Genomic DNA, 19,563 nt, shown 5'->3' with positions numbered 1-19,563 from the left:
CCCGGCGTCCTGCCGGGTTACCCACGGATTCAAGCCTGCGTTCGGCCATCGTGGTTAACGGGGCGCCTCAGATCAAAAGCAAGATCAAAAGCAGAGCACGGCGGCCTGAAAGCCGACCTGAGTGGTTAGATCAAAAGCGAAAGCGGATTTGCATACACTGAAGAGCTGCTTTTCTGTGGGAGCTGGCTTGCCTGCGATGCAGACACCTCGGTACATCAGGCACACCGAGTTGATGCTATCGCAGGCAAGCCAGCTCCCACCTTTGACCGAGTATGGCTCTGCTGTTGCTGTTGCTGTTGCTGTTGCTGTTGCTGTTGCTGTTGCTGTTGCTGTTGCTGTTGCTGTTGCTCCGGCCCTTGCATCCTTTTCGATGACGAAGTCAGCGGTCTTTTGATCTGTGCTTTTGATCTTGATCTTGATCTGAAATCGCCCCGTTAAACACGATGGCCGCAATTCGACAGTGATTTGGGGGGTAAACCGGCAGGGATGCCGGTTTAGCCGCGCTGGGCCAAGGATGGCCCATCGCGGCGGCCCCCCAAATCACTGTCGGATTGCGGGCATGCCGAGCCACAGCGAGGCACCGAGTGTTGGGGCGAGGACCTTTTGCTTACTTTTCGGTCCTTCGAAAAGTGAGTCGCTGTAAGAGCGAAACCATAGGCCGCCGTTACCGCAGCAATGGATATGTACCCGACCAAACACCCCCCGGCCAAACCGCTATCGCAGGCAACCCAGCTCCCACAGTTATTTGTGTTTCAAGCCCACCTCTCGCGAAATTACCAAGCAAGCTAATAATTCCATTTGACATTCGCTGCCTAAGCAGTAACATCTTGTCATACATTCACTGCCTAGGCAGTAATAAGGTGACTTTCGATGACCCACTACACCCCTGACAGCTTTCGCAACTGCCACCTCGGCCTGTTGCTGGGCCGGGCGGCGCTGCTCAAGGACCGCATTATCGACACCCATATGGAACCCCACGGCGTCACCGCCGCGCAGTTCAAGGTGTTGATCATCATTGCCCAGTTCGACGTCGATACCCCGGCGGAGCTGTGCCGCCACCTGTCCCTCGACAGCGGCTCCATGACCCGCATGCTCGACCGTCTGGAGCAAAAGGGCCTGCTGGCGCGCAAGCGCTCCGAGCAGGACCGGCGCCAGGTGCAGTTAGTGCTCACCGAAGACGGCCAGCGCCTGGCCGACATGTTGCCGCATATCGGCGCGCAGTCGATGAATGAACTGGCCGGTGCCCTCGAGCCTGGTGAGTTGGAAACCCTGGAAAGAATCCTCAAGAAAATTCTGGTAGCTGCCGGTGACGCCATCGTCCTCCAGCGGGTAGGTAATCAATGAAAACGCGTGCACTCAGCCTGGTGTTGGTGGCGATGAGCATGGCCGGTTGTGCCAACTTCAGCGGCCTCGACACCCAGGGCCAACGTCTCGACGCCAACACGTTGCAAACCGGCAAATCCTTGAGCGGCGTGACCCTGTCCACGGCCGCCTGGCCCACCGCCGACTGGTGGAAAAGCCTCGGCGACCCGCAACTCGACGGTCTGATTCACGAAGCCCTGCAAAACAGCCCTGATATGCAAGTGGCCAGCGCCCGTGCGCACCAGGCCGAAGCCGCCGCTTATGCCGCCGATGCGGCGCGCATGCCAACCCTGGATGCCAGCGCCGGTGTGAGCCGTTCGCGCCTGGCCAAGGACCAGGACCCGCGCGGGCAGGGCGATGCCTATGCCACGGTGCGTAACATCGGCGCCAGCTTCAACTACAACTTCGACCTTTGGGGTGGCCAGCGCGCTGCCTGGGAAGCCGCGTTGGGCCAGGCGCGTGCAGCCGAAGTCGACCAGCAAGCCGCACGCCTGACCCTGGCCGCCAACGTCGCCAAGGCTTACAGCGATTTGGGCCAAGCGCATATCGTGCGTGACCTGGCCAATGACGACCTCAAGCGCACCCGCCAGATGCTCGACCTGAGCAAACGCCGCCTCAGCTCCGGCATCGACAGCGAATACCAGTACCAACAGACCGAAAGCCTGGAAGCCAGCTCCCAGTCGCAGTTGATCGACGCTGAAAAACAACTGCAAAGCGCCAAGATCGCCCTGGCGGTATTGCTCGGCAAAGGCCCGGACCGTGGCGGCGAGCTGACCCGCCCGAACGTGTTGAAACCCAGTGCCGTCGCTGTGCCTTCAGTCTTGCCGGCCGAATTGCTGGGCCGTCGCCCGGACCTGATCGCCGCACGCTGGCGCGTGGAGGCCGCGAGTAAAAACGTGGCCGCGAGCAAAACCCGCTTCTACCCCAACCTCAACCTCAGTGCGAGCGCCGGGGCCGAGTCGTTGCTCGGTGATGCGATGTTTGGCTCGGCCAGCCGGTTCTTCAGCATTGCGCCGACGATCTCGTTGCCGATCTTTGACGGTGGCCGCTTGCGTGCCGACCTCGATGCTCGCGACGCCGATTACGACCTGGCCGTGGCCCAGTACAACAAAACCCTGGTGCAAGCCTTGGGCGATATCGGCAACACCCTGATGCAACTGCGCGAAACCGGGCGGCAGATCCAGGCGCAGCAACACGCTGCGGACATCGCCCAGCAGTCTTACGACACCGGCGTACAGCGTTACAGCTCCGGCATCGGTAACTACCTGGATGTGCTCAGCATCGAGCAGCAATTGCTGCAGGCCCAGCGCCAGCTGGCGACCTTGAATGCGGCGCAGATCGACCTGTCGATTCAATTGATGCAAGCCCTGGGTGGCGGATTCAACGCCGATAACGTGGCCGCGACCACGACCAGCCCTGCCATCCGTACGGAATAATTTGAGGTATTTGTCATGGCCACTGTCGAAAACAGCAACGCAACTGAAAAGCCCGATAACAACCCGCGCAAACGCAAAGTCATGCTGATCGGCCTGGCGCTGATCGTCATTCTTGGCGTGGTCGGCGTGTGGGGCTGGTATGAGTTCTACGGGCGCTTCAATGAAAGCACCGACGACGCCTATGTGAACGGCAACGTGGTGGAAATCACCCCGCTGGTCACCGGCACCGTGGTCAGCATCGGCGCCGACGACGGCGACCTGGTCCACGAAGGCCAGGTTCTGATCAACTTCGACCCGAATGACGCCGCCGTCGGCCTGCAAAGTGCCCAGGCCAACCTGGCCCGCACCGTGCGCCAGGTGCGTGGTTTGTACAGCAATGTCGATGGCATGAAAGCCCAGGTCAACGCACAGAAAGCTGACGTGCAAACCGCCCAGGACAACTTCAACCGCCGTAAGACGCTGGCCCAGGGCGGTGCGATCTCCCAGGAGGAACTGTCCCATGCCCGTGACAACCTGACCGCCGCCAAGAACGCCCTGACCAACCTTGAGCAGCAACTGAAAACCACCAATGCCTTGGTGGATGACACGGTGATTTCGTCCCACCCGGATGTGCAAGCCGCCGCCGCGCAACTGCGTCAGGCCTACCTGACCAACGCGCGCAGCACCTTGATCGCACCGGTCACCGGCTACGTGGCCAAGCGCACCGTGCAACTGGGCCAGCGCGTGCAACCCGGCACCGCGTTGATGGCGGTGATCCCGCTGGACCAGTTGTGGATCGACGCCAACTTCAAGGAAACCCAGCTGCGCGATATGCGCATTGGCCAGCCGGTGGACATCGAAGCGGACATCTATGGCAGTGACGTGAAATTCAGCGGCACCGTCGACAGCCTCGGCGCCGGCACCGGCAGCGCGTTTGCCCTGCTGCCTGCGCAGAATGCCACCGGTAACTGGATCAAGATCGTGCAACGGGTGCCAGTGCGCATCCACATCAACGCCGACGAGTTGGCCAAGAACCCGCTGCGGGTGGGCTTGAGCACTGTGGTCAACGTCGACCTGCACGACCAAAGCGGCCCGGTGCTGGCGCAACAGGCACCGCAAAAGGCCTCGTTCACCACCAACGTGTATGACCGCCAACTGGCCGAAGCCGATGCCATGATCACGCAGTTGATCCATGACAACAGCCTCGCCGCACCCAAGGCTGTGCAACGCTGATGAGCGCTAACGCCCCCGCGTCCTTTACGCCGCCAAGCTTGCTGATGGCCACTATTGGCCTGTCGCTGGCGACCTTTATGCAGGTGCTCGACACCACCATCGCCAACGTGGCGTTGCCGACCATTTCCGGCAACCTGGGCGTGAGTTCGGAGCAGGGAACCTGGGTGATCACCTCGTTTGCGGTGAGCAACGCCATTGCCTTGCCGCTCACCGGCTGGCTGAGTCGCCGGTTTGGCGAGGTGAAGCTGTTTTTGTGGGCGACCATCCTGTTTGTATTGGCGTCGTTCCTCTGTGGTATTTCCACCTCGATGCCCGAGCTGATTGGCTTTCGGGTGCTGCAAGGCCTGGTCGCCGGGCCGTTGTACCCAATGACCCAGACGTTGCTGATCGCGGTTTACCCACCGGCCAGGCGCGGCATGGCCCTGGCGTTACTGGCGATGGTTACGGTGGTGGCGCCGATTGCCGGCCCCATCCTCGGCGGCTGGATCACCGACAGCTACAGCTGGCCGTGGATCTTCTTTATCAACGTGCCCATCGGCATCTTTGCGGTGATGGTGGTGCGTTCGCAATTGAAGAAACGCCCGGTGGTCACCAGTTACCAGCCGATGGATTATGTCGGGCTGCTGAGCTTGATCGTCGGTGTCGGCGCTTTGCAGATCATCCTCGACAAGGGCAATGACCTGGACTGGTTCGAATCCAACTTCATCATCATCGGTGCGGCGATTTCGGTGATTGCCCTGGCGGTGTTCATCATCTGGGAGCTGACCGACAAGCACCCGGTGGTCAACCTGCGGTTGTTTGCCTACCGCAACTTCCGTATCGGCACCATCGTGTTGATTTTGGGCTATGCGGGCTTCTTCGGGATCAACCTGATTCTGCCGCAATGGCTGCAAACCCAGATGGGCTACACCGCCACCTGGGCCGGCCTGGCGGTCGCGCCGATCGGTATTTTGCCGGTGCTGATGTCACCCTTTGTGGGCAAGTATGCGCACAAGTTCGATTTGCGCTTGCTGGCGGGCCTGGCGTTCCTGGCGATTGGCTTGAGCTGCTTTATGCGCGCAGGCTTTACCAATCAGGTGGATTTCACCCATATCGCTTTGGTGCAGTTGTTCATGGGGATCGGCGTGGCGTTGTTCTTTATGCCGACCTTGAGCATCCTGATGTCCGACTTGCCGCCGGCGCAAATCGCCGACGGCGCGGGTCTTGCGACCTTCCTGCGGACCCTGGGCGGTAGCTTTGCGGCCTCGCTGACCACCTGGATCTGGATTCGCCGCGCCGATCAGCACCACGCGTACATGAGCGAGAACATGACCACCTACGACTCCGCCACCCGCGATGCATTGCAGGCGCTAGGCGGGGCAGGGCACAAGGCCTATGCGCAGTTGGACCAGATCCTCACCAGCCAGGCGTACATGATGTCCACCGTGGATTACTTCACGTTGCTGGGGTGGATGTTCATGGGCTTGATGTTGCTGGTGTGGCTGGCCAAGCCGCCGTTTGGTGCGAAGGCCGGGCCGGAGGCATCGGGGCACTGACCGACTGGACTCAGTCAATGTGGGAGCTGGCTTGCCTGCGATAGCATCACCTGGGTATGCCTGATGTACCGAGGTGCTTGCATCGCAGGCAAGCCAGCTCCCACACAAGCCAGCTCCAACACAAGCCAAACCCCACACAAGCCAGCGTTCTGTGTCTCAGGGTTATGCGCCGGGCAACGCCAACTGTGGGTTGACGAAGTCAAACGCCGCCAGCGCAAACCCTTGCTCATCCACCTGCAACGCCCAACCCTGCTTGTCCCAATCCCCCAGCACAATACGCTTGGCCGCCTGGTCACCAATCTGCAGTTTATGAATGGCGGGGCGGTGCGTATGGCCGTGGACCAGGGTGCGCACGCCGAACTGCTGCATCACCCGTGGCACTTCCTCGGGCGTCACATCGACAATATCGTTGGCCTTCATGCGCGTTTGCGCACGGCTCTCGCTGCGCAGCTTGCGCGCCAGCTTGTGGCGGGTGCGCAACGGCAAGTGCCGCAGAATGAACAAAACAATCGGGTTGCGCAGAATGCGCCGCAGCTTCATATAGCCGACGTCGCGGGTGCAGAGGCTGTCGCCGTGCATCAACAGCACGGGCTCGCCATGTAACTGCACGACACTCGGGTCCTTGAGCAAGGTAGCGCCTGCGGCTTTGCAGAACGCCTTGCCGATCAGGAAATCGCGGTTGCCATGCATGATAAAAATCGGGGTGCCGCTGTTGCTCAGCTCGCGTAAAGCCTCGCAGATGGAACGCTGGAAGGCGGTCATCCCATCGTCGCCAATCCAGGCTTCAAAGAAGTCCCCCAGAATGTACAACGCCTGGGCGCCACGGGCGCGGCCGTGGAGCAGATCCAGAAACGCCCGGGTGATATCCGGGCGCTCCTCTTCCAGATGCAAGTCTGAAATCAGCAATATCACCCAACGATCTCGGCTTTCTGGACGATCACGTCTTCTGCTGGAACGTCCTGGTGACCGGCCTTGGAGGTGGTGGACACGCCTTTGATCTTGTCGACCACGTCCTGGCCTTCGGTGACTTTACCGAATACCGCGTAGCCCCAGCCCTGCACGTTCTTGCCGCTGTGGTTGAGGAAGGCGTTGTCGGCGACGTTGATGAAGAACTGCGCGGAGGCCGAATGCGGCTCCATGGTACGGGCCATGGCGACGGTGTACTTGTCGTTGGAAAGGCCGTTGTCCGCTTCGTTCTGGATGCTTGGACGCTTGTCTTTCTTTTCTTTCATGCCTGGCTCGAAACCGCCGCCCTGGATCATGAAGTTGCCGATGACACGGTGGAAAACGGTGTTTTCGTAGTGGCCGGCGTTCACGTACTCGATGAAGTTGGCGACGGTGATCGGCGCTTTCTCGGCGTTCAGCTCGATGACGATGTCACCGTGGTTGGTGGTCAGTTTGACTTGAGTCATGTTCACTACTCTTTTCAGGGAATTCGTGGGTTTGGACGCCAAGGCGCCGCTACCGGTTTGGCTAAATGTGTGCCAAGGCGCGCAGTTTAGCGTGCCCGGCAGGAATTTCGAGGTGGTTTTTTACCGCCGGTGCATTAAATGCAGCAGTTTTCGGTGCTGCTCTGTTAGGTACTTGACAGCATCGGCTATGATATCGCCTTTGTTTTATCTGGCCCCAACCGGCCACGAACCTGTCTGTTCAAGGATCCTATGAGCAAGCCCACTGTCGACCCTACCTCGAATTCCAAGGCCGGACCTGCCGTCCCGGTCAATTTCCTGCGCCCGATCATCCAGGCGGACCTGGATTCGGGCAAGCACACGCAGATCGTCACCCGCTTCCCGCCAGAGCCCAACGGCTACCTGCACATCGGTCACGCCAAGTCGATCTGTGTGAACTTCGGCCTGGCCCAGGAGTTCGGTGGCGTCACGCACCTGCGTTTCGACGACACCAACCCGGCCAAGGAAGACCAGGAATACATCGACGCCATCGAAAGCGACATCAAGTGGCTGGGCTTCGAATGGTCCGGTGAAGTGCGCTATGCGTCCAAGTATTTCGACCAGTTGTTCGACTGGGCCGTCGAGCTGATCAAGGCCGGCAAGGCCTACGTCGACGACCTGACCCCGGAGCAGGCCAAGGAATACCGTGGCACGCTGACCGAGCCGGGCAAGAACAGCCCGTTCCGTGACCGTTCGGTAGAAGAGAACCTCGACTGGTTCAACCGCATGCGCGCCGGTGAGTTCCCGGACGGCGCCCGTGTGCTGCGTGCCAAGATCGACATGGCCTCGCCGAACATGAACCTGCGCGACCCGATCATGTACCGCATCCGCCACGCCCATCACCACCAGACCGGTGACAAGTGGTGCATCTACCCGAACTACGACTTCACCCACGGTCAGTCGGACGCCATCGAAGGCATCACCCACTCCATCTGCACCCTGGAGTTCGAAAGCCATCGCCCGCTGTATGAGTGGTTCCTCGACAGCCTGCCGGTTCCGGCGCACCCGCGTCAGTACGAGTTCAGCCGCCTGAACCTGAACTACACCATCACCAGCAAGCGCAAGCTCAAGCAGTTGGTGGACGAAAAGCACGTGCATGGCTGGGATGACCCGCGCATGTCCACCCTGTCGGGTTTCCGCCGTCGCGGCTACACCCCGGCGTCGATCCGCAGCTTCTGCGACATGGTCGGCACCAACCGCTCCGACGGCGTGGTCGATTACGGCATGCTCGAGTTCAGCATCCGTCAGGACCTGGACGCCAACGCGCCGCGCGCCATGTGCGTATTGCGCCCGTTGAAAGTCGTGATCACCAACTATCCGGAAGACAAGGTCGACCACCTCGAACTGCCGCGTCACCCGCAAAAAGAAGAACTCGGCGTGCGCAAGCTGCCGTTCGCGCGTGAAATCTACATCGACCGTGATGACTTCATGGAAGAGCCGCCGAAAGGCTACAAGCGCCTGGAGCCTAACGGCGAAGTGCGCCTGCGCGGCAGCTACGTGATCCGAGCCGACGAAGCGATCAAGGACGCCGATGGCAACATCGTCGAACTGCGTTGCTCCTACGACCCGGAAACCCTGGGCAAGAACCCTGAAGGCCGCAAGGTCAAAGGTGTCGTTCACTGGGTGCCGGCTGCTGCCAGCATCGAGTGCGAAGTGCGCCTGTACGATCGTCTGTTCCGTTCGCCGAACCCTGAGAAGGCTGAAGACAGCGCCAGCTTCCTGGACAACATCAACCCTGACTCCCTGCAAGTTCTCACGGGTTGTCGTGCCGAGCCATCGCTTGGCGACGCACAGCCGGAAGACCGTTTCCAGTTCGAGCGCGAAGGTTACTTCTGCGCGGATATCAAGGACTCCAAACCTGGTCATCCGGTCTTCAACCGTACCGTGACCTTGCGTGATTCGTGGGGCCAGTGATTCTCTAAGGAAGCCGTTGTGCTAACGATCTACAACACACTCAGCAAGACCAAAGAAGTCTTCAAGCCGCTGGACGGCAACAAGGTGCGCATGTACGTGTGCGGCATGACCGTGTACGACTACTGCCACATCGGCCACGGCCGCAGCATGGTTGCCTTCGACCTGGTGACCCGTTGGTTGCGTTTCAGCGGCTATGACTTGACCTATGTGCGCAACATCACCGACATCGAAGACAAGATCATCAACCGGGCGCGCGAGAACGGCGAACCGTTCGATGTGCTGACCGAGCGCATGATCACCGCGATGCATGAGGATGAAGCGCGTCTGAACATCCTCAAACCGGACATGGAGCCGCGCGCCACGGATCACATTCCGGGCATGTTGAGCATGATCCAGACCCTGATCGACAAGGGTTACGCCTACGCCCCAGGCAATGGCGACGTGTACTACCGCGTCGCCAAGTTCATGGGTTATGGCAAGTTGTCGCGCAAGAAAATCGAAGACCTGCGCATCGGTGCACGTATCGAAGTCGACGAAGCCAAGCAGGATCCACTGGACTTCGTGCTGTGGAAAGGCACCAAGCCCGGCGAGCCGAGCTGGGAGTCGCCATGGGGCGCGGGCCGTCCGGGCTGGCACATCGAATGCTCGGTGATGTCCACCTGCTGCCTGGGCGAGACCTTCGACATTCATGGCGGCGGCAGCGACCTTGAGTTCCCGCACCATGAAAACGAAATCGCCCAAAGCGAAGCCGCCACCGGCAAGACCTACGCCAACGCCTGGATGCACTGCGGCATGATCCGCATCAATGGCGAGAAGATGTCCAAGTCCTTGAACAACTTCTTCACCATCCGCGATGTGCTGGAAAAGTACCACCCGGAAGTGGTGCGCTACCTGCTGGTGTCGAGCCACTACCGCAGCGCCATCAACTACTCGGAAGACAACCTCAAGGACGCCAAAGGCGCCCTGGAGCGTTTCTACCATGCGTTGAAAGGCCTGCCGGCCGTGGCGCCGGCCGGCGGCGAAGCCTTCGTGGCACGCTTTACCGAGGTCATGAACGACGACTTCGGCACGCCGGAAGCCTGCGCGGTGCTGTTCGAGATGGTGCGCGAGATCAACCGTCTGCGTGAGAGTGATCTTGATGCAGCCGCAGGGCTTGCTGCGCGCTTGAAAGAGCTGGCCAGCGTGTTGGGCGTACTGCAGATGGAAGCCGATGACTTCCTGCAAGCCGGCGCCGAAGGGCGTGTAAATGCCGCTGAAGTAGACGCGTTGATTCAAGCGCGCCTGGCTGCCCGTGCAGGCAAAGACTGGGCGGAGTCCGACCGTATCCGTGACCAACTGACCGCGATGGGTGTGGTGTTGGAAGACGGGAAGGGCGGCACGACGTGGCGGTTGGCTGATCAGGCTTGATCGGTAAATCCTGAATAAAAAACGCCCCGACTGGTTCGGGGCGTTTTTTATTGTGCAAGCGTGGCTCGTTCCCACGCTCTGCGTGGGAACGCCGCCCTGGACGCTCTGCGTCCTGCTTTTGGCAAACACCTCAAGCCCTGTGCAAGGTGACGCGGAGCGTCAAGGGATGCATTCCCACGCAGAGCGTGGGGACGATCAATGCAGGCCGTAACGCTAATGTTAATTTAATCCTCCGGTGTAATAAGCGAGTATTGCCAAATGTTACCCTGGGTTTGCCGGCGGCTGTCTGCGCCGCTTTTTTTAGTGCGAGGCTGTATGCGAAGTTGGTTAAGCCGCTACCGTTACGTCATCCTTTTCTGGCTGTGCTTCGGCGTGTTCCGCACCTCCCTGGCCGACTGGAACCCCATCCCGTCCGGGTCGATGCGCCCGACGTTGCTGGAGGGTGATGTGGTGCTGGTCAACCGTGTGGCGTATGACCTCAAGCTGCCGCTCACGGATATATCCCTGGCCAAGCTGGATGACCCTAAACGCGGTGATGTGGTGACCTTCTCGTCACCCAAGGACGGCATGCGCTTGATCAAACGCATCGTCGGCATTCCCGGCGATACCCTGGAAATGAAAGATGAAGTGCTGTGGGTCAACGGCACGCCGGCTACCTACAGTGATGGGCAGGACATCAGCGAACCGATCGTGCCAGGCCAGACAGTGCCGGGTATCAAGCTGATCGAGCATGCGAGCAACAGTCAGCGCAGCATTCAGTTCATGCCCACGGTTCGGGCATTGCGAAATTTCGGCCCGGTCACGGTGCCTGCCGACAGTTATTTCATGCTGGGTGACAACCGCGACAACAGCGATGACTCGCGCTACATCGGCTTTGTGCCACGCCGCTTGTTGATCGGGCACGCGCATCATGTGCTGGCATCTGCGCAAATCCTCGATCATTGGATGCCGCGCTTGAACCGCTTCGGCGCGCCGATCCTGTAATTACGCCTTGGCGCCCAGTGCGCGAACTGCAAACCCTGCGATGTTAGCCAACTGCTCGACGCTAGCGCCGCCCTTACCGGCAATCTTCATGCCGCTAAGGGTGGCCATCAGAAAGTCGCAGGCGGCCGGCAAATCGGTGCCGGGAACGAGTTCACCCTGTTCCTGCGCACATCTCAGGGTCTGCTCAAATGCACGGCGCAAACGCTCGGCGCTGTGTGCGGTGAGCTGATTGATTTCCTCATCTTCCTGGCCAAACTCACAGATCGCATTGACGCCCATGCACCCGGCCGTGCCTTCGCGAAGGGCGCGGGTGGCGAAGGAGTTCAGGGTGTCGTGCAGGCCTTGCAGCGGTGTCGGGCCTTGGCCCAGACGCTCGATCAGGTCGTCGACGCCCGTGCGCTGATACTCGGCCATGGCCTGCAGGTACAACTGGCGTTTGTCGCCAAAGGTGTTGTACATGCTCTGGCGGCTCAGCCCCATGGCCTGCATCAGTTCTTCGGTTGAGGCGGCGGCAAAACCCTTGTCGCAAAATACGCGGATGGCGTGTTGCAGCACCTGGTCGCGGTCGAAGGCTCGGGGTCTTGCCATGGGGTACCTCTGGAAAGTGAAGGGTCAGGCCAGGTAGCCACCGTCGATGCTCAGGCTGGCGCCGGTCACAAAGGCAGCTTCTTCAGACGCGAGGTAGGCGACCATGCCGGCGATTTCGTCAGCCGTGCCTGTACGGCCCAAGGGCACCAGGCTTTTGATCAGGTCGGCATGCGGCGCGTCTGCCGGGTTCATGTCAGTGCTGGTCGGGCCGGGCTGGACGTTATTGACGGTGATGCCGCGCGGGGCAAAATCAATCGCCAGGCCGCGGATCATACCGGCGATCGCCGCCTTCGTCATGCTATAGACGCTGGAGCCCGGAAAGGCTGAGCGCTGCGCTACGACGCTGCCCACGCTGATGATCCTGTCACCACTGCGCATCACTGCTGACGCGGCTTTCGCGGCGGCGAATGTCGCGCGTACATTCACGGCGAACATGCGGTCGAAGTCTTCCAGGCTGAATTCGTCCACGCTGCCGAGCTGCAAGATCCCGGCATTGTTAACCAGGATATTCAGCGTGCCGAAATGCGCAACGGTAGTGGTCACGGCTCGGGCAATCGCCACCACATCGGCGCTGTCCGCCTGAATGGCCAGGGCTGTGCCGCCTTGGCTTTGAATCTGGCCGGCCAGTGCCTGCGCCTTGTCAGCCGACGCGGAATAGGTGAAGGCCACTGCCGCGCCTTCAGCCGCCAGGCGCCGTACGATGGCTTCGCCGATGCCACGGGAGCCGCCGGTTACCAGGGCGACTTTGTCAGTAAAACGTGCGAGATGAGCGGTCATGGGTGTGCCTGTTTTTAGTGGATTAATAAATCCACTAAACCGTATCAGGCCAATTCCAATGCGCCAAGCTATTTATGGATTATTTAATCTTTAACTAGGGCGCGACATTTTTGCCTTACCTTTGGAGGCTCGGCTCGCACACTGAAACTGACGGTGAATTGAATGGATTGTATTTTCTGCAGCATTGTCCGCAAGACGTCCCCGGCCCATATCCTCTGGGAAGACGACCAGCATATGGCGTTCCTGTCGATCTTCCCCAATACGCCTGGTTTCAGCGTGGTGATCCCCAAACAGCATTACGGCAGCTACGCGTTCGCGCAGTCGGATGCGGTGTTGTCCGCGCTGATTGTGGCGACCAAGAAAACCGCACTGCTGATTGATCGGGCGTTTCCCGATGTGGCGCGCACGGGGATGATGCTCGAAGGCTACGGCGTGGACCATCTGCATGCGAAGCTGTTTCCCATGCACGGCACGGGGCAGGACAGCGCGTTCAAGCCCATCAGCTCCAAAGTCGACAAGTTTTTTGCGGCGTATGAGGGTTACATCTCATCCCACGATTTTGTGCGGGCCGATGATGGGGAACTGGCAGCGTTGGCGACGCACATCCGCTCGTTCGCCTGACGCAAAAACCAATGTGGGAGCTGGCTTGCCTGCGATGGGGGCCTATCAGTCACAGCAACATTGACTGATACACCGCTATCGCAGGCAAGCCAGCTCCCACAGATCAATCAGCGGCGGCTGCTGACCTCGGCAGGCACATCATCACCGGCCATGCGCTTGCGAAACAGCGCCGTGCGCGCCAACAGCAGTGTGGTAACAGGCACCGTGATCGCCAACAAAATCGGAATCAACCAGCCATGCAGCACCGGCCCGGACTTGAGCACCGAAAAGTAGATAATCGACGCCAGCGCCACGCACCACGCGCCCAGTGTGGAGGCCAGTGCCGGTGGGTGCATGCGCTGGAAGAAGTCCTTCATGCGCAACAACCCGATCGCGCCAATCAGCGCAAACAGGCTGCTGAGCACCAGCAACATGGCCACGATCACTTCAACCCATAACGGCATCATTCAATCACCTCGCCACGCAGCAGGAATTTCGCCAGGGCGAACGACCCGACAAAGCCAAACAGCGCAATCAGCAGCGCCGCTTCAAAGTAGGTGTCACTGGCATAACGAATGCCGAGCACCAGCATCATCAGCATCGCCAGGATGTACAGGTAGTCCAGCGCCAGAACCCGGTCTTGCGCGGACGGGCCTTTGAACAGGCGCACCAGCGTCAGCACCATCGCCAGCGAGAACAGGAACAGGCTGACCAGGATTGCATTGGAGAGCAGGGGGCTCATTCGAAGATCTCCATCAGGGGCCGTTCGTAGGCGCGTTTGAAGTGCTCGATAAACGGTGCTTCATCGTCCAGGTCGAACACGTGCAGCAGCAGGATGCTGCGGTCCAGGGCCAGTTCCGACCACACTGTGCCAGGCGTCACGCTGGTGATCATCGACAGGACGGCCAGGCCGTTGGGGTCACGCAGGTCGAGCGGGATTTTGATAAAACGTGAACGCGGCGGGCGGGATCCGCACGTCAGTACGCCCCAGGCCACGTGCAGGTTGGACACGATCACGTCGCGACCCACCACGAAGAACAAGCGAATGATGATGCCGGGGCGACGAATACGCACCGGCAGCGGGCGCAGCGGCGCCATCAGCAGCGGCGCGAGAAAGCCCAGCACCGCGCCCAGCAACAGGTTGCCGGGGCTGACCGACAGGTTCAACACCAGCCACAGCACCCACAATGCCAGCGATAGCCATGGGGCAGGGAACAGGCGCTTCATGGCTGCACCTCCAGGGCGGCGGCTCTGGACTCAGGGCTCAGCACCGGGCGCGTGGCCATCACCGCCATCACGTAATGCTCCGGGTTATTCAGGCTGTCGGCAGTGGCCTGGGTGTAGCGCATCAACGGTTCGGCCTTGAAGGTCAGGAGAATGCTCAGGCCGAGCAGGAAGAAGATCGGCACACATTCGTAGCGGCGCAGCAGCGGCGATGGGCGCTCCTCCGGCGTCCAGAAGCGCTGGATACCCAGGCGGGCGAAGGCGATCAGCGAAGCCAGGCCCGACAAGATCAACAGCGCCACCAAGCCCCAGGCCGCCGGGCGGATCGGCTCATCCACTGCGTTACCCAGGCCCATTGGGTTGACCAGCGCGCTCAACAGGCTGAGCTTGCCGATAAACCCGGACAACGGCGGCATGCCGATAATCAGCAGTGCGCAGGCGATAAAGCTCAAGCCCAGGAAGGCCATGGTCCAGGGGATCACCTGGCCGACCACGGCTTTCTGCTCGTCATCCAGGTTGACGCCGGGGCGTGGGTGCAACGACTCCATGGCCTTGGGCAGCGCGTCGATTTCTTCATCCAGCGGCAGATCATTGGCCGAGCGCGAACGCTCGATCAGCTCGGCCAGCAGGAACAGCGCGCTCAGCGCCAGGGTCGAGCTGACCAGATAGAACAGCGCCCCGGCGGTCAGGCTTGGCTGGGCAAAGCCCACCGACGACAGCAGGATCCCGGCCGACACCAGGATGCTCAGGCTGGCCATCCGCTCCAGGCGCTGCGCAGCCACCATGGCCAGCGCCGCGCAGACTATGGTCGCCATGCCGCCGTACACCAGCCAGTCGCCGCCAAACAGCGCCGATGCACCGGCTTGCCCGGAGAACAGCAAGGTCCACAGACGCAGCACGGTGTACACGCCGACCTTGGTCATGATCGCAAACATCGCCGCCACCGGTGCGCTGGCCGAGGAGTAGGCGGGTGCCAGCCAGAAGTTCAGTGGCCACATGCCGGCCTTGGCCAGGAATGCAGTGGCGAGGATCGCCGCGCCAGCATGCAACAGGCCGCGATCGGCTTGCGGTACCAGCGGGATTTTCAGCGCCAGGTCAGCAAAGTTCAGCGTGCCGGTGACCCCGTAGATCATCGCCGCGCCAATCAGGAAAAGCGACGACGCCAACAGGTTGATCGCAATGTAATGCAGCCCCGACGACACCCGCGCGCGGCCAGAGCCGTGCAGCATCAAGCCATAGGACGCCGCCAGCAGCACCTCGAAGAACACGAACAGGTTGAACAGGTCCGCCGTCAGGAATGCACCGTACAAACCCATCAGCTGGATCTGGAACAGCGCGTGGAAACTGGTGCCGGCGCGATCCCAACGGGCCATGGCGAACAGCAGCGCGCTCACACCGATAATGCCGGTGAGCACCAGCATCATCGCCGACAGTTGGTCCACCACCAGCACAATGCCGAAGGGCACCTGCCAGTTGCCCGGCAGGTACACGCCAATCGAGCCGGGGCCGCCTTGTTGCGTCCAGTACAGCAGCAGGATGGCGACACCCAGGCCGATGATGCTGGAGAACAGGTTGATCCTGGCTTTCAACGGGCGGCGTTTTTCGCCGAGCATCAGCATCAGCGCGGCGGTCAGCAACGGCAGCAGGATCGGCGCGACGATCATTTGATTCATCCACGTCATTCCTTTGGCTCCCGACCGTCCACATGGTCAGTGCCGGTCAGCCCACGGGAGGCCAGCAGCACCACCAGAAACAAGGCCGTCATGGCGAAGCTGATCACGATGGCCGTGAGTACCAGGGCCTGGGGCAGCGGATCGGTGTAGTTGAGCAGGTCTTGCGGCACGCCGTCCTTGATGATCGGCTCTTTACCGATGAACAGGCTGCCCATGCTGAAAATGAACAGGTTGACTCCATACGACAGCAGGCACAGGCCCATGACGACCTGGAACGTTCGTGGGCGCAGGATCAACCAGACGCCGGAGGCCGCCAGCACTCCAATGGCAATTGCGATGACTTCTTCCATCAGGCGGCTCCTTCGGTTGCGGCAACGGCCTTGGGCTGGTTGCTCGGTTTATGCGCTCGCACCGACTGGTGACCGAGGGCGGTGAGCATCAACAGCGTGGAGCCGACGACCATGGCGTACACGCCAACGTCGAAGAACAACGCGCTGGCAATGTGGATATCGCCCAGCAGCGGCAGGCTGAAGTGCCAGGTGTGGGTGGTGAGGAACGGGTAACCGACGAACAGCGCGCCGAGCCCGGTCAAGGTGGCCGAAAGCAGGCCGAAGCCCATCCAGCGCATCGGCCTCAGGCTCATCTGCGCTTCGACCCATTGGGTGCCGGCGACCATGTATTGCAGGATAAACGCCACCGACATCACCAACCCTGCGACGAAACCGCCGCCCGGCTGGTTGTGGCCGCGCATGAACAGGTAGAACGACACCACCAGCGCAATCGGCAGCAGCAGGCGCACCAGTACCGCCGGCACCATCATAAAGCCCAGGGCGGTATCGCTGGCCTGGCGCGGGTTGACCAGGTCGGTGGCCACGTCCGGCGCCAATTGGCGCTGTTGTGGCGGCAACTCCATGCTTTCCTTGGACGGGCGGAAGCGGCGCAGCAGGGCGTAGACGGTCAGCGCCACGGCGCCGAGCACGGTGATTTCGCCCAAGGTATCAAAGCCGCGGAAGTCCACCAGCATCACGTTCACCACATTGCTGCCGCCGCCTTCGGGCAGCGCGCGGCTCAGGTAAAACGAGGAGATATCGTTGGGCGTCTGGCGGGTCAGCATTGCGTAGGAGAGCAGCGCCATGCCGCCACCGACCACGGTGGACAACAGGAAGTCGCGCAGGCGACGGATGCGCGCCTTGCGCAACGAGCTCGGCAGTGGCGAGACTTCTTCGATCCGTCGTGGCAACCAACGCAGGCCCAGCAAAATCAGCACGGTGGTGACCACTTCGACCACCAGTTGCGTCAGGGCCAGGTCCGGCGCCGAGAACCACACGAAGGTCACGCAGGTGACCATGCCGCACACACTGACCATGGTCAGGGCTGCCAGCCGGTGGTACTTGGCTTGCCAGGCGGCGCCCAGCGCACAGGCGATGGCCAGCAACCACAGGGTCACGAACACGATGGAGCCGGGGATCTTCGGCCGGTCGCCCCAACTGAGGCCGCTGTTGAGCATCGGGATCAACCCGGCAACCACCGCCGCCAGCACCAGCAGGAACAATTGGGTTTGCAGGCGTTTGGTGCTGATGCGTTTTTCGATACGGCGCACGCCGCGCATCATCACCACCAGGCTGCGCTCGAACATGCGCTTGCCGTTGAAGTAACTGATGATCGGCGGGTATTTGAAACGGCCACGTTTGAGCTGTTTGCGCAGCAGCAGGTACAGCACGATGCCGCCGGACATGGCCACCAGGCTCATGATCATCGGCGCGTTCCAGCCGTGCCAGATGGCCAGGCTGTATTCGGGCAGTACCCCGCCGACCACCGGCAGTGCGGCGGCGGCGAGGATCGAACCGACCACCTGGGCCGGGAAGATGCCCACCAGCAGGCAGGTAAACACCAGCAGCTCGACCGGCGCGCGCATCCAGCGCGGTGGCTCGTGGGGCGTGTGGGGCAGGTCGGTCGCGGGCGGGCCGAAGAACACGTCGACGGTAAAGCGCAGGGCATAGGCAACGCTGAACGTACCGGCGATGGTCGCGATCACCGGCAGGGCGATTTCTACCCACTTTGTCGCCGAGATAAATACCGTTTCGGCGAAGAACATCTCTTTGGACAGGAAACCATTGAGCAACGGCACGCCGGCCATGGACGCACTGGCCACCATCGCCAGGGTCGCAGTAAACGGGATCAGCCGCACCAGGCCACTGAGCTTGCGGATATCCCGCGTGCCGCTTTCGTGGTCGATGATGCCGGCGGCCATGAACAGCGAGGCCTTGAAAGTGGCGTGGTTGAGGATATGGAACACCGCAGCGACGGCGGCCAGCGGGCTGTTGAGGCCCAGCAGCAAGGTGATCAGCCCGAGGTGGCTGATGGTGGAATAGGCCAGCAGGCCCTTGAGATCATTCTGAAACATGGCGCAGTAAGCGCCGAGGAGGAGGGTGAGTGCGCCGGCACCGCCGACGATCCAGAACCATTCTTCGCTGCCGGACAGCGACGGCCACAGGCGGGCCAGCAGGAACACGCCGGCCTTCACCATCGTCGCCGAGTGCAGGTAGGCCGAAACCGGCGTGGGTGCCGCCATGGCGTGGGGCAGCCAGAAGTGGAAAGGGAACTGCGCGCTCTTGCTCAAGGCGCCGATCAGCACCAACGCGAGCATCACCGGGTACAGCGAATGCGCGCGAATCTGATCGCCCGCCGCCAGCACCAGGTCCAGGTCATAGCTGCCGACGATATGCCCCAGCAGCATCACACCCGCCAGCAGGCACAAGCCGCCGGCGCCGGTGACCATCAGCGCCATATAGGCGCCGCGCCTGGCATCGGCGCGGTGGTGCCAATAGCCGATCAGCAGGAACGAGAAGAGGCTGGTCAGTTCCCAGAAGAACACGATCTGGATCAGGTTGCCGGAGATCACCAGCCCGAGCATGGCGCCCATAAACGCCAGGAAAAACGCAAAGAAGCGCGGCACCGGGTCATCCGGCGACATGTAATAGCGCGCATACAGCGCCACCAGTGTGCCGATGCCCAGCACCAGCATCGAGAACAACCAGGCAAACCCGTCCATGCGCAGCACGAAGTTGAGCCCGAGGCTGGGCAACCACATGAATTCTTCGCAGATCACGCCACCGTGGGCGATCTGAGGGTAGAGCAAAGCGACTTGAATGGTGCCGACCAGGGCCACAAGGCCGGCCAACAGGGATTCGGTGTTACGTGCATTATGCGGCAGCAAGGCCGCCAGACAGCTGCCGATAAAAGGCAGAAGCAGTAGAACTATCAGGGACATAGGCTTCTAATCTGCGGGAGTTTGGGATGCATCATACGTGCCGCTTTCTCGATCACCAAACGGCAAGATGTGGCAGGATCCTACAAGGTAGGCCGAAATCTCCCGTTTGGCATTGTTTCGGGCCTGATCGTT

Annotated in this window: 18 protein-coding genes; 8 read left to right on the top strand and 10 right to left on the bottom strand. The window is 61.1% G+C overall.

Annotated elements, in window-relative coordinates:
- Window positions 1-870: 870 nt before the first annotated feature.
- The 4 genes from GIW48_RS21340 to GIW48_RS21325 are packed head-to-tail and all read left to right on the top strand — an operon-like array spanning window position 871 to window position 5,545.
- Window positions 871-1,344 (top strand): MarR family winged helix-turn-helix transcriptional regulator, encoded by a 474-nt coding sequence (locus GIW48_RS21340; protein WP_017134700.1) that lies wholly within the window; start codon window positions 871-873, stop codon window positions 1,342-1,344.
- The gene (locus GIW48_RS21335; RefSeq protein ID WP_177035064.1) at window positions 1,341-2,798 is read left to right on the top strand and encodes an efflux transporter outer membrane subunit; all 1,458 of its coding nucleotides are present in this window, start codon (window positions 1,341-1,343) and stop codon (window positions 2,796-2,798) included. The genes GIW48_RS21340 and GIW48_RS21335 overlap by 4 nt, the downstream gene beginning before the upstream one ends.
- Window positions 2,799-2,813: 15 nt before the next feature.
- Window positions 2,814-4,010: an efflux RND transporter periplasmic adaptor subunit gene (locus GIW48_RS21330; RefSeq protein WP_236462079.1), complete on the top strand. Its 1,197-nt coding sequence runs from the start codon at window positions 2,814-2,816 to the stop codon at window positions 4,008-4,010.
- Window positions 4,010-5,545 (top strand): DHA2 family efflux MFS transporter permease subunit, encoded by a 1,536-nt coding sequence (locus GIW48_RS21325; protein WP_017134697.1) that lies wholly within the window; start codon window positions 4,010-4,012, stop codon window positions 5,543-5,545. Before GIW48_RS21330 ends, GIW48_RS21325 begins: the two co-directional genes overlap by 1 nt.
- Window positions 5,546-5,707: 162 nt before the next feature.
- Here GIW48_RS21325 and lpxH read toward each other — a convergent pair whose 3' ends face one another.
- Window positions 5,708-6,457 carry a UDP-2,3-diacylglucosamine diphosphatase gene (lpxH, locus tag GIW48_RS21320; protein WP_170040690.1) on the bottom strand — a complete coding sequence of 250 codons (750 nt, stop codon included), beginning with the start codon at window positions 6,455-6,457 and terminating at the stop codon, window positions 5,708-5,710.
- Window positions 6,454-6,957: a peptidylprolyl isomerase gene (locus tag GIW48_RS21315; protein ID WP_017134695.1), complete on the bottom strand. Its 504-nt coding sequence runs from the start codon at window positions 6,955-6,957 to the stop codon at window positions 6,454-6,456. Before GIW48_RS21315 ends, lpxH begins: the two co-directional genes overlap by 4 nt.
- Window positions 6,958-7,206: 249 nt before the next feature.
- Between GIW48_RS21315 and GIW48_RS21310 the strand changes: the two genes are divergently transcribed.
- The 3 genes from GIW48_RS21310 to lepB all read left to right on the top strand — a co-directional run bounded on the left by GIW48_RS21310 (window position 7,207) and on the right by lepB (window position 11,298).
- Window positions 7,207-8,907, top strand: coding sequence for a glutamine--tRNA ligase/YqeY domain fusion protein (locus GIW48_RS21310; RefSeq protein WP_026013499.1), 1,701 nt, complete (start codon window positions 7,207-7,209; stop codon window positions 8,905-8,907).
- Between the two features lie 18 nt (window positions 8,908-8,925).
- A complete protein-coding gene (gene cysS / locus GIW48_RS21305) occupies window positions 8,926-10,314 on the top strand; it encodes a cysteine--tRNA ligase (RefSeq protein ID WP_170040691.1) in 1,389 nt (462 codons plus the stop codon).
- Window positions 10,315-10,629: 315 nt separating this feature from the next.
- A complete protein-coding gene (gene lepB, locus GIW48_RS21300; RefSeq protein WP_099550545.1) occupies window positions 10,630-11,298 on the top strand; it encodes a signal peptidase I in 669 nt (222 codons plus the stop codon).
- Here lepB and GIW48_RS21295 read toward each other — a convergent pair whose 3' ends face one another.
- A complete protein-coding gene (locus tag GIW48_RS21295; protein WP_099550544.1) occupies window positions 11,299-11,886 on the bottom strand; it encodes a TetR/AcrR family transcriptional regulator in 588 nt (195 codons plus the stop codon).
- 24 nt (window positions 11,887-11,910) lie between these two features.
- Window positions 11,911-12,663, bottom strand: a complete 753-nt coding sequence (locus tag GIW48_RS21290; protein ID WP_236462076.1) for a 3-oxoacyl-ACP reductase family protein — start codon at window positions 12,661-12,663, stop codon at window positions 11,911-11,913.
- 162 nt (window positions 12,664-12,825) lie between these two features.
- Here GIW48_RS21290 and GIW48_RS21285 point away from each other — a divergent pair, with 162 nt between their 5' ends.
- Window positions 12,826-13,284, top strand: a complete 459-nt coding sequence (locus GIW48_RS21285) for an HIT family protein (protein ID WP_017134689.1) — start codon at window positions 12,826-12,828, stop codon at window positions 13,282-13,284.
- A gap of 107 nt (window positions 13,285-13,391) precedes the next feature.
- Here GIW48_RS21285 and GIW48_RS21280 read toward each other — a convergent pair whose 3' ends face one another.
- The 6 genes from GIW48_RS21280 to GIW48_RS21255 are packed head-to-tail and all read right to left on the bottom strand — an operon-like array spanning window position 13,392 to window position 19,431.
- On the bottom strand, window positions 13,392-13,730 hold the full coding sequence (locus GIW48_RS21280) for a Na+/H+ antiporter subunit G (protein ID WP_236462072.1): 339 nt from the start codon (window positions 13,728-13,730) through the stop codon (window positions 13,392-13,394).
- Window positions 13,727-14,005 carry a K+/H+ antiporter subunit F gene (locus GIW48_RS21275; protein ID WP_017137537.1) on the bottom strand — a complete coding sequence of 93 codons (279 nt, stop codon included), beginning with the start codon at window positions 14,003-14,005 and terminating at the stop codon, window positions 13,727-13,729. The genes GIW48_RS21280 and GIW48_RS21275 overlap by 4 nt, the downstream gene beginning before the upstream one ends.
- Window positions 14,002-14,490 carry a Na+/H+ antiporter subunit E gene (locus GIW48_RS21270; protein WP_099550542.1) on the bottom strand — a complete coding sequence of 163 codons (489 nt, stop codon included), beginning with the start codon at window positions 14,488-14,490 and terminating at the stop codon, window positions 14,002-14,004. The genes GIW48_RS21275 and GIW48_RS21270 overlap by 4 nt, the downstream gene beginning before the upstream one ends.
- Entirely contained in the window at window positions 14,487-16,169 is a 1,683-nt protein-coding gene (locus GIW48_RS21265; RefSeq protein ID WP_099550541.1) for a monovalent cation/H+ antiporter subunit D, read from the bottom strand. Before GIW48_RS21265 ends, GIW48_RS21270 begins: the two co-directional genes overlap by 4 nt.
- Window positions 16,166-16,510, bottom strand: coding sequence for a Na+/H+ antiporter subunit C (locus GIW48_RS21260; RefSeq protein WP_003192163.1), 345 nt, complete (start codon window positions 16,508-16,510; stop codon window positions 16,166-16,168). The genes GIW48_RS21265 and GIW48_RS21260 overlap by 4 nt, the downstream gene beginning before the upstream one ends.
- Window positions 16,510-19,431, bottom strand: a complete 2,922-nt coding sequence (locus GIW48_RS21255) for a monovalent cation/H+ antiporter subunit A (RefSeq protein WP_170040692.1) — start codon at window positions 19,429-19,431, stop codon at window positions 16,510-16,512. The genes GIW48_RS21260 and GIW48_RS21255 overlap by 1 nt, the downstream gene beginning before the upstream one ends.
- Between the last annotated feature and the right edge of the window lie 132 nt (window positions 19,432-19,563).

The sequence above is a fragment of the Pseudomonas sp. PA-6-3C genome (assembly GCF_021605825.1).
Taxonomy (GTDB): domain Bacteria; phylum Pseudomonadota; class Gammaproteobacteria; order Pseudomonadales; family Pseudomonadaceae; genus Aquipseudomonas; species Aquipseudomonas edaphica.
This window is presented reverse-complemented; position numbering and strand designations above follow the sequence as displayed.

What these genes read in the sequence shown, in the direction of transcription:
- GIW48_RS21290 (WP_236462076.1), bottom strand. Translation starts at nt 12,663, where the DNA reads ATGACCGCTCATCTCGCACGTTTTACTGACAAAGTCGCCCTGGTAACC.
- lepB (WP_099550545.1), top strand. Translation starts at nt 10,630, where the DNA reads ATGCGAAGTTGGTTAAGCCGCTACCGTTACGTCATCCTTTTCTGGCTG.
- GIW48_RS21330 (WP_236462079.1), top strand. Translation starts at nt 2,814, where the DNA reads ATGGCCACTGTCGAAAACAGCAACGCAACTGAAAAGCCCGATAACAAC.
- GIW48_RS21310 (WP_026013499.1), top strand. Translation starts at nt 7,207, where the DNA reads ATGAGCAAGCCCACTGTCGACCCTACCTCGAATTCCAAGGCCGGACCT.
- GIW48_RS21340 (WP_017134700.1), top strand. Translation starts at nt 871, where the DNA reads ATGACCCACTACACCCCTGACAGCTTTCGCAACTGCCACCTCGGCCTG.
- GIW48_RS21275 (WP_017137537.1), bottom strand. Translation starts at nt 14,005, where the DNA reads ATGAGCCCCCTGCTCTCCAATGCAATCCTGGTCAGCCTGTTCCTGTTC.
- GIW48_RS21265 (WP_099550541.1), bottom strand. Translation starts at nt 16,169, where the DNA reads ATGACGTGGATGAATCAAATGATCGTCGCGCCGATCCTGCTGCCGTTG.
- GIW48_RS21285 (WP_017134689.1), top strand. Translation starts at nt 12,826, where the DNA reads ATGGATTGTATTTTCTGCAGCATTGTCCGCAAGACGTCCCCGGCCCAT.
- GIW48_RS21295 (WP_099550544.1), bottom strand. Translation starts at nt 11,886, where the DNA reads ATGGCAAGACCCCGAGCCTTCGACCGCGACCAGGTGCTGCAACACGCC.
- GIW48_RS21315 (WP_017134695.1), bottom strand. Translation starts at nt 6,957, where the DNA reads ATGACTCAAGTCAAACTGACCACCAACCACGGTGACATCGTCATCGAG.
- GIW48_RS21280 (WP_236462072.1), bottom strand. Translation starts at nt 13,730, where the DNA reads ATGATGCCGTTATGGGTTGAAGTGATCGTGGCCATGTTGCTGGTGCTC.
- GIW48_RS21335 (WP_177035064.1), top strand. Translation starts at nt 1,341, where the DNA reads ATGAAAACGCGTGCACTCAGCCTGGTGTTGGTGGCGATGAGCATGGCC.
- GIW48_RS21270 (WP_099550542.1), bottom strand. Translation starts at nt 14,490, where the DNA reads ATGAAGCGCCTGTTCCCTGCCCCATGGCTATCGCTGGCATTGTGGGTG.
- GIW48_RS21255 (WP_170040692.1), bottom strand. Translation starts at nt 19,431, where the DNA reads ATGTCCCTGATAGTTCTACTGCTTCTGCCTTTTATCGGCAGCTGTCTG.
- GIW48_RS21325 (WP_017134697.1), top strand. Translation starts at nt 4,010, where the DNA reads ATGAGCGCTAACGCCCCCGCGTCCTTTACGCCGCCAAGCTTGCTGATG.
- GIW48_RS21260 (WP_003192163.1), bottom strand. Translation starts at nt 16,510, where the DNA reads ATGGAAGAAGTCATCGCAATTGCCATTGGAGTGCTGGCGGCCTCCGGC.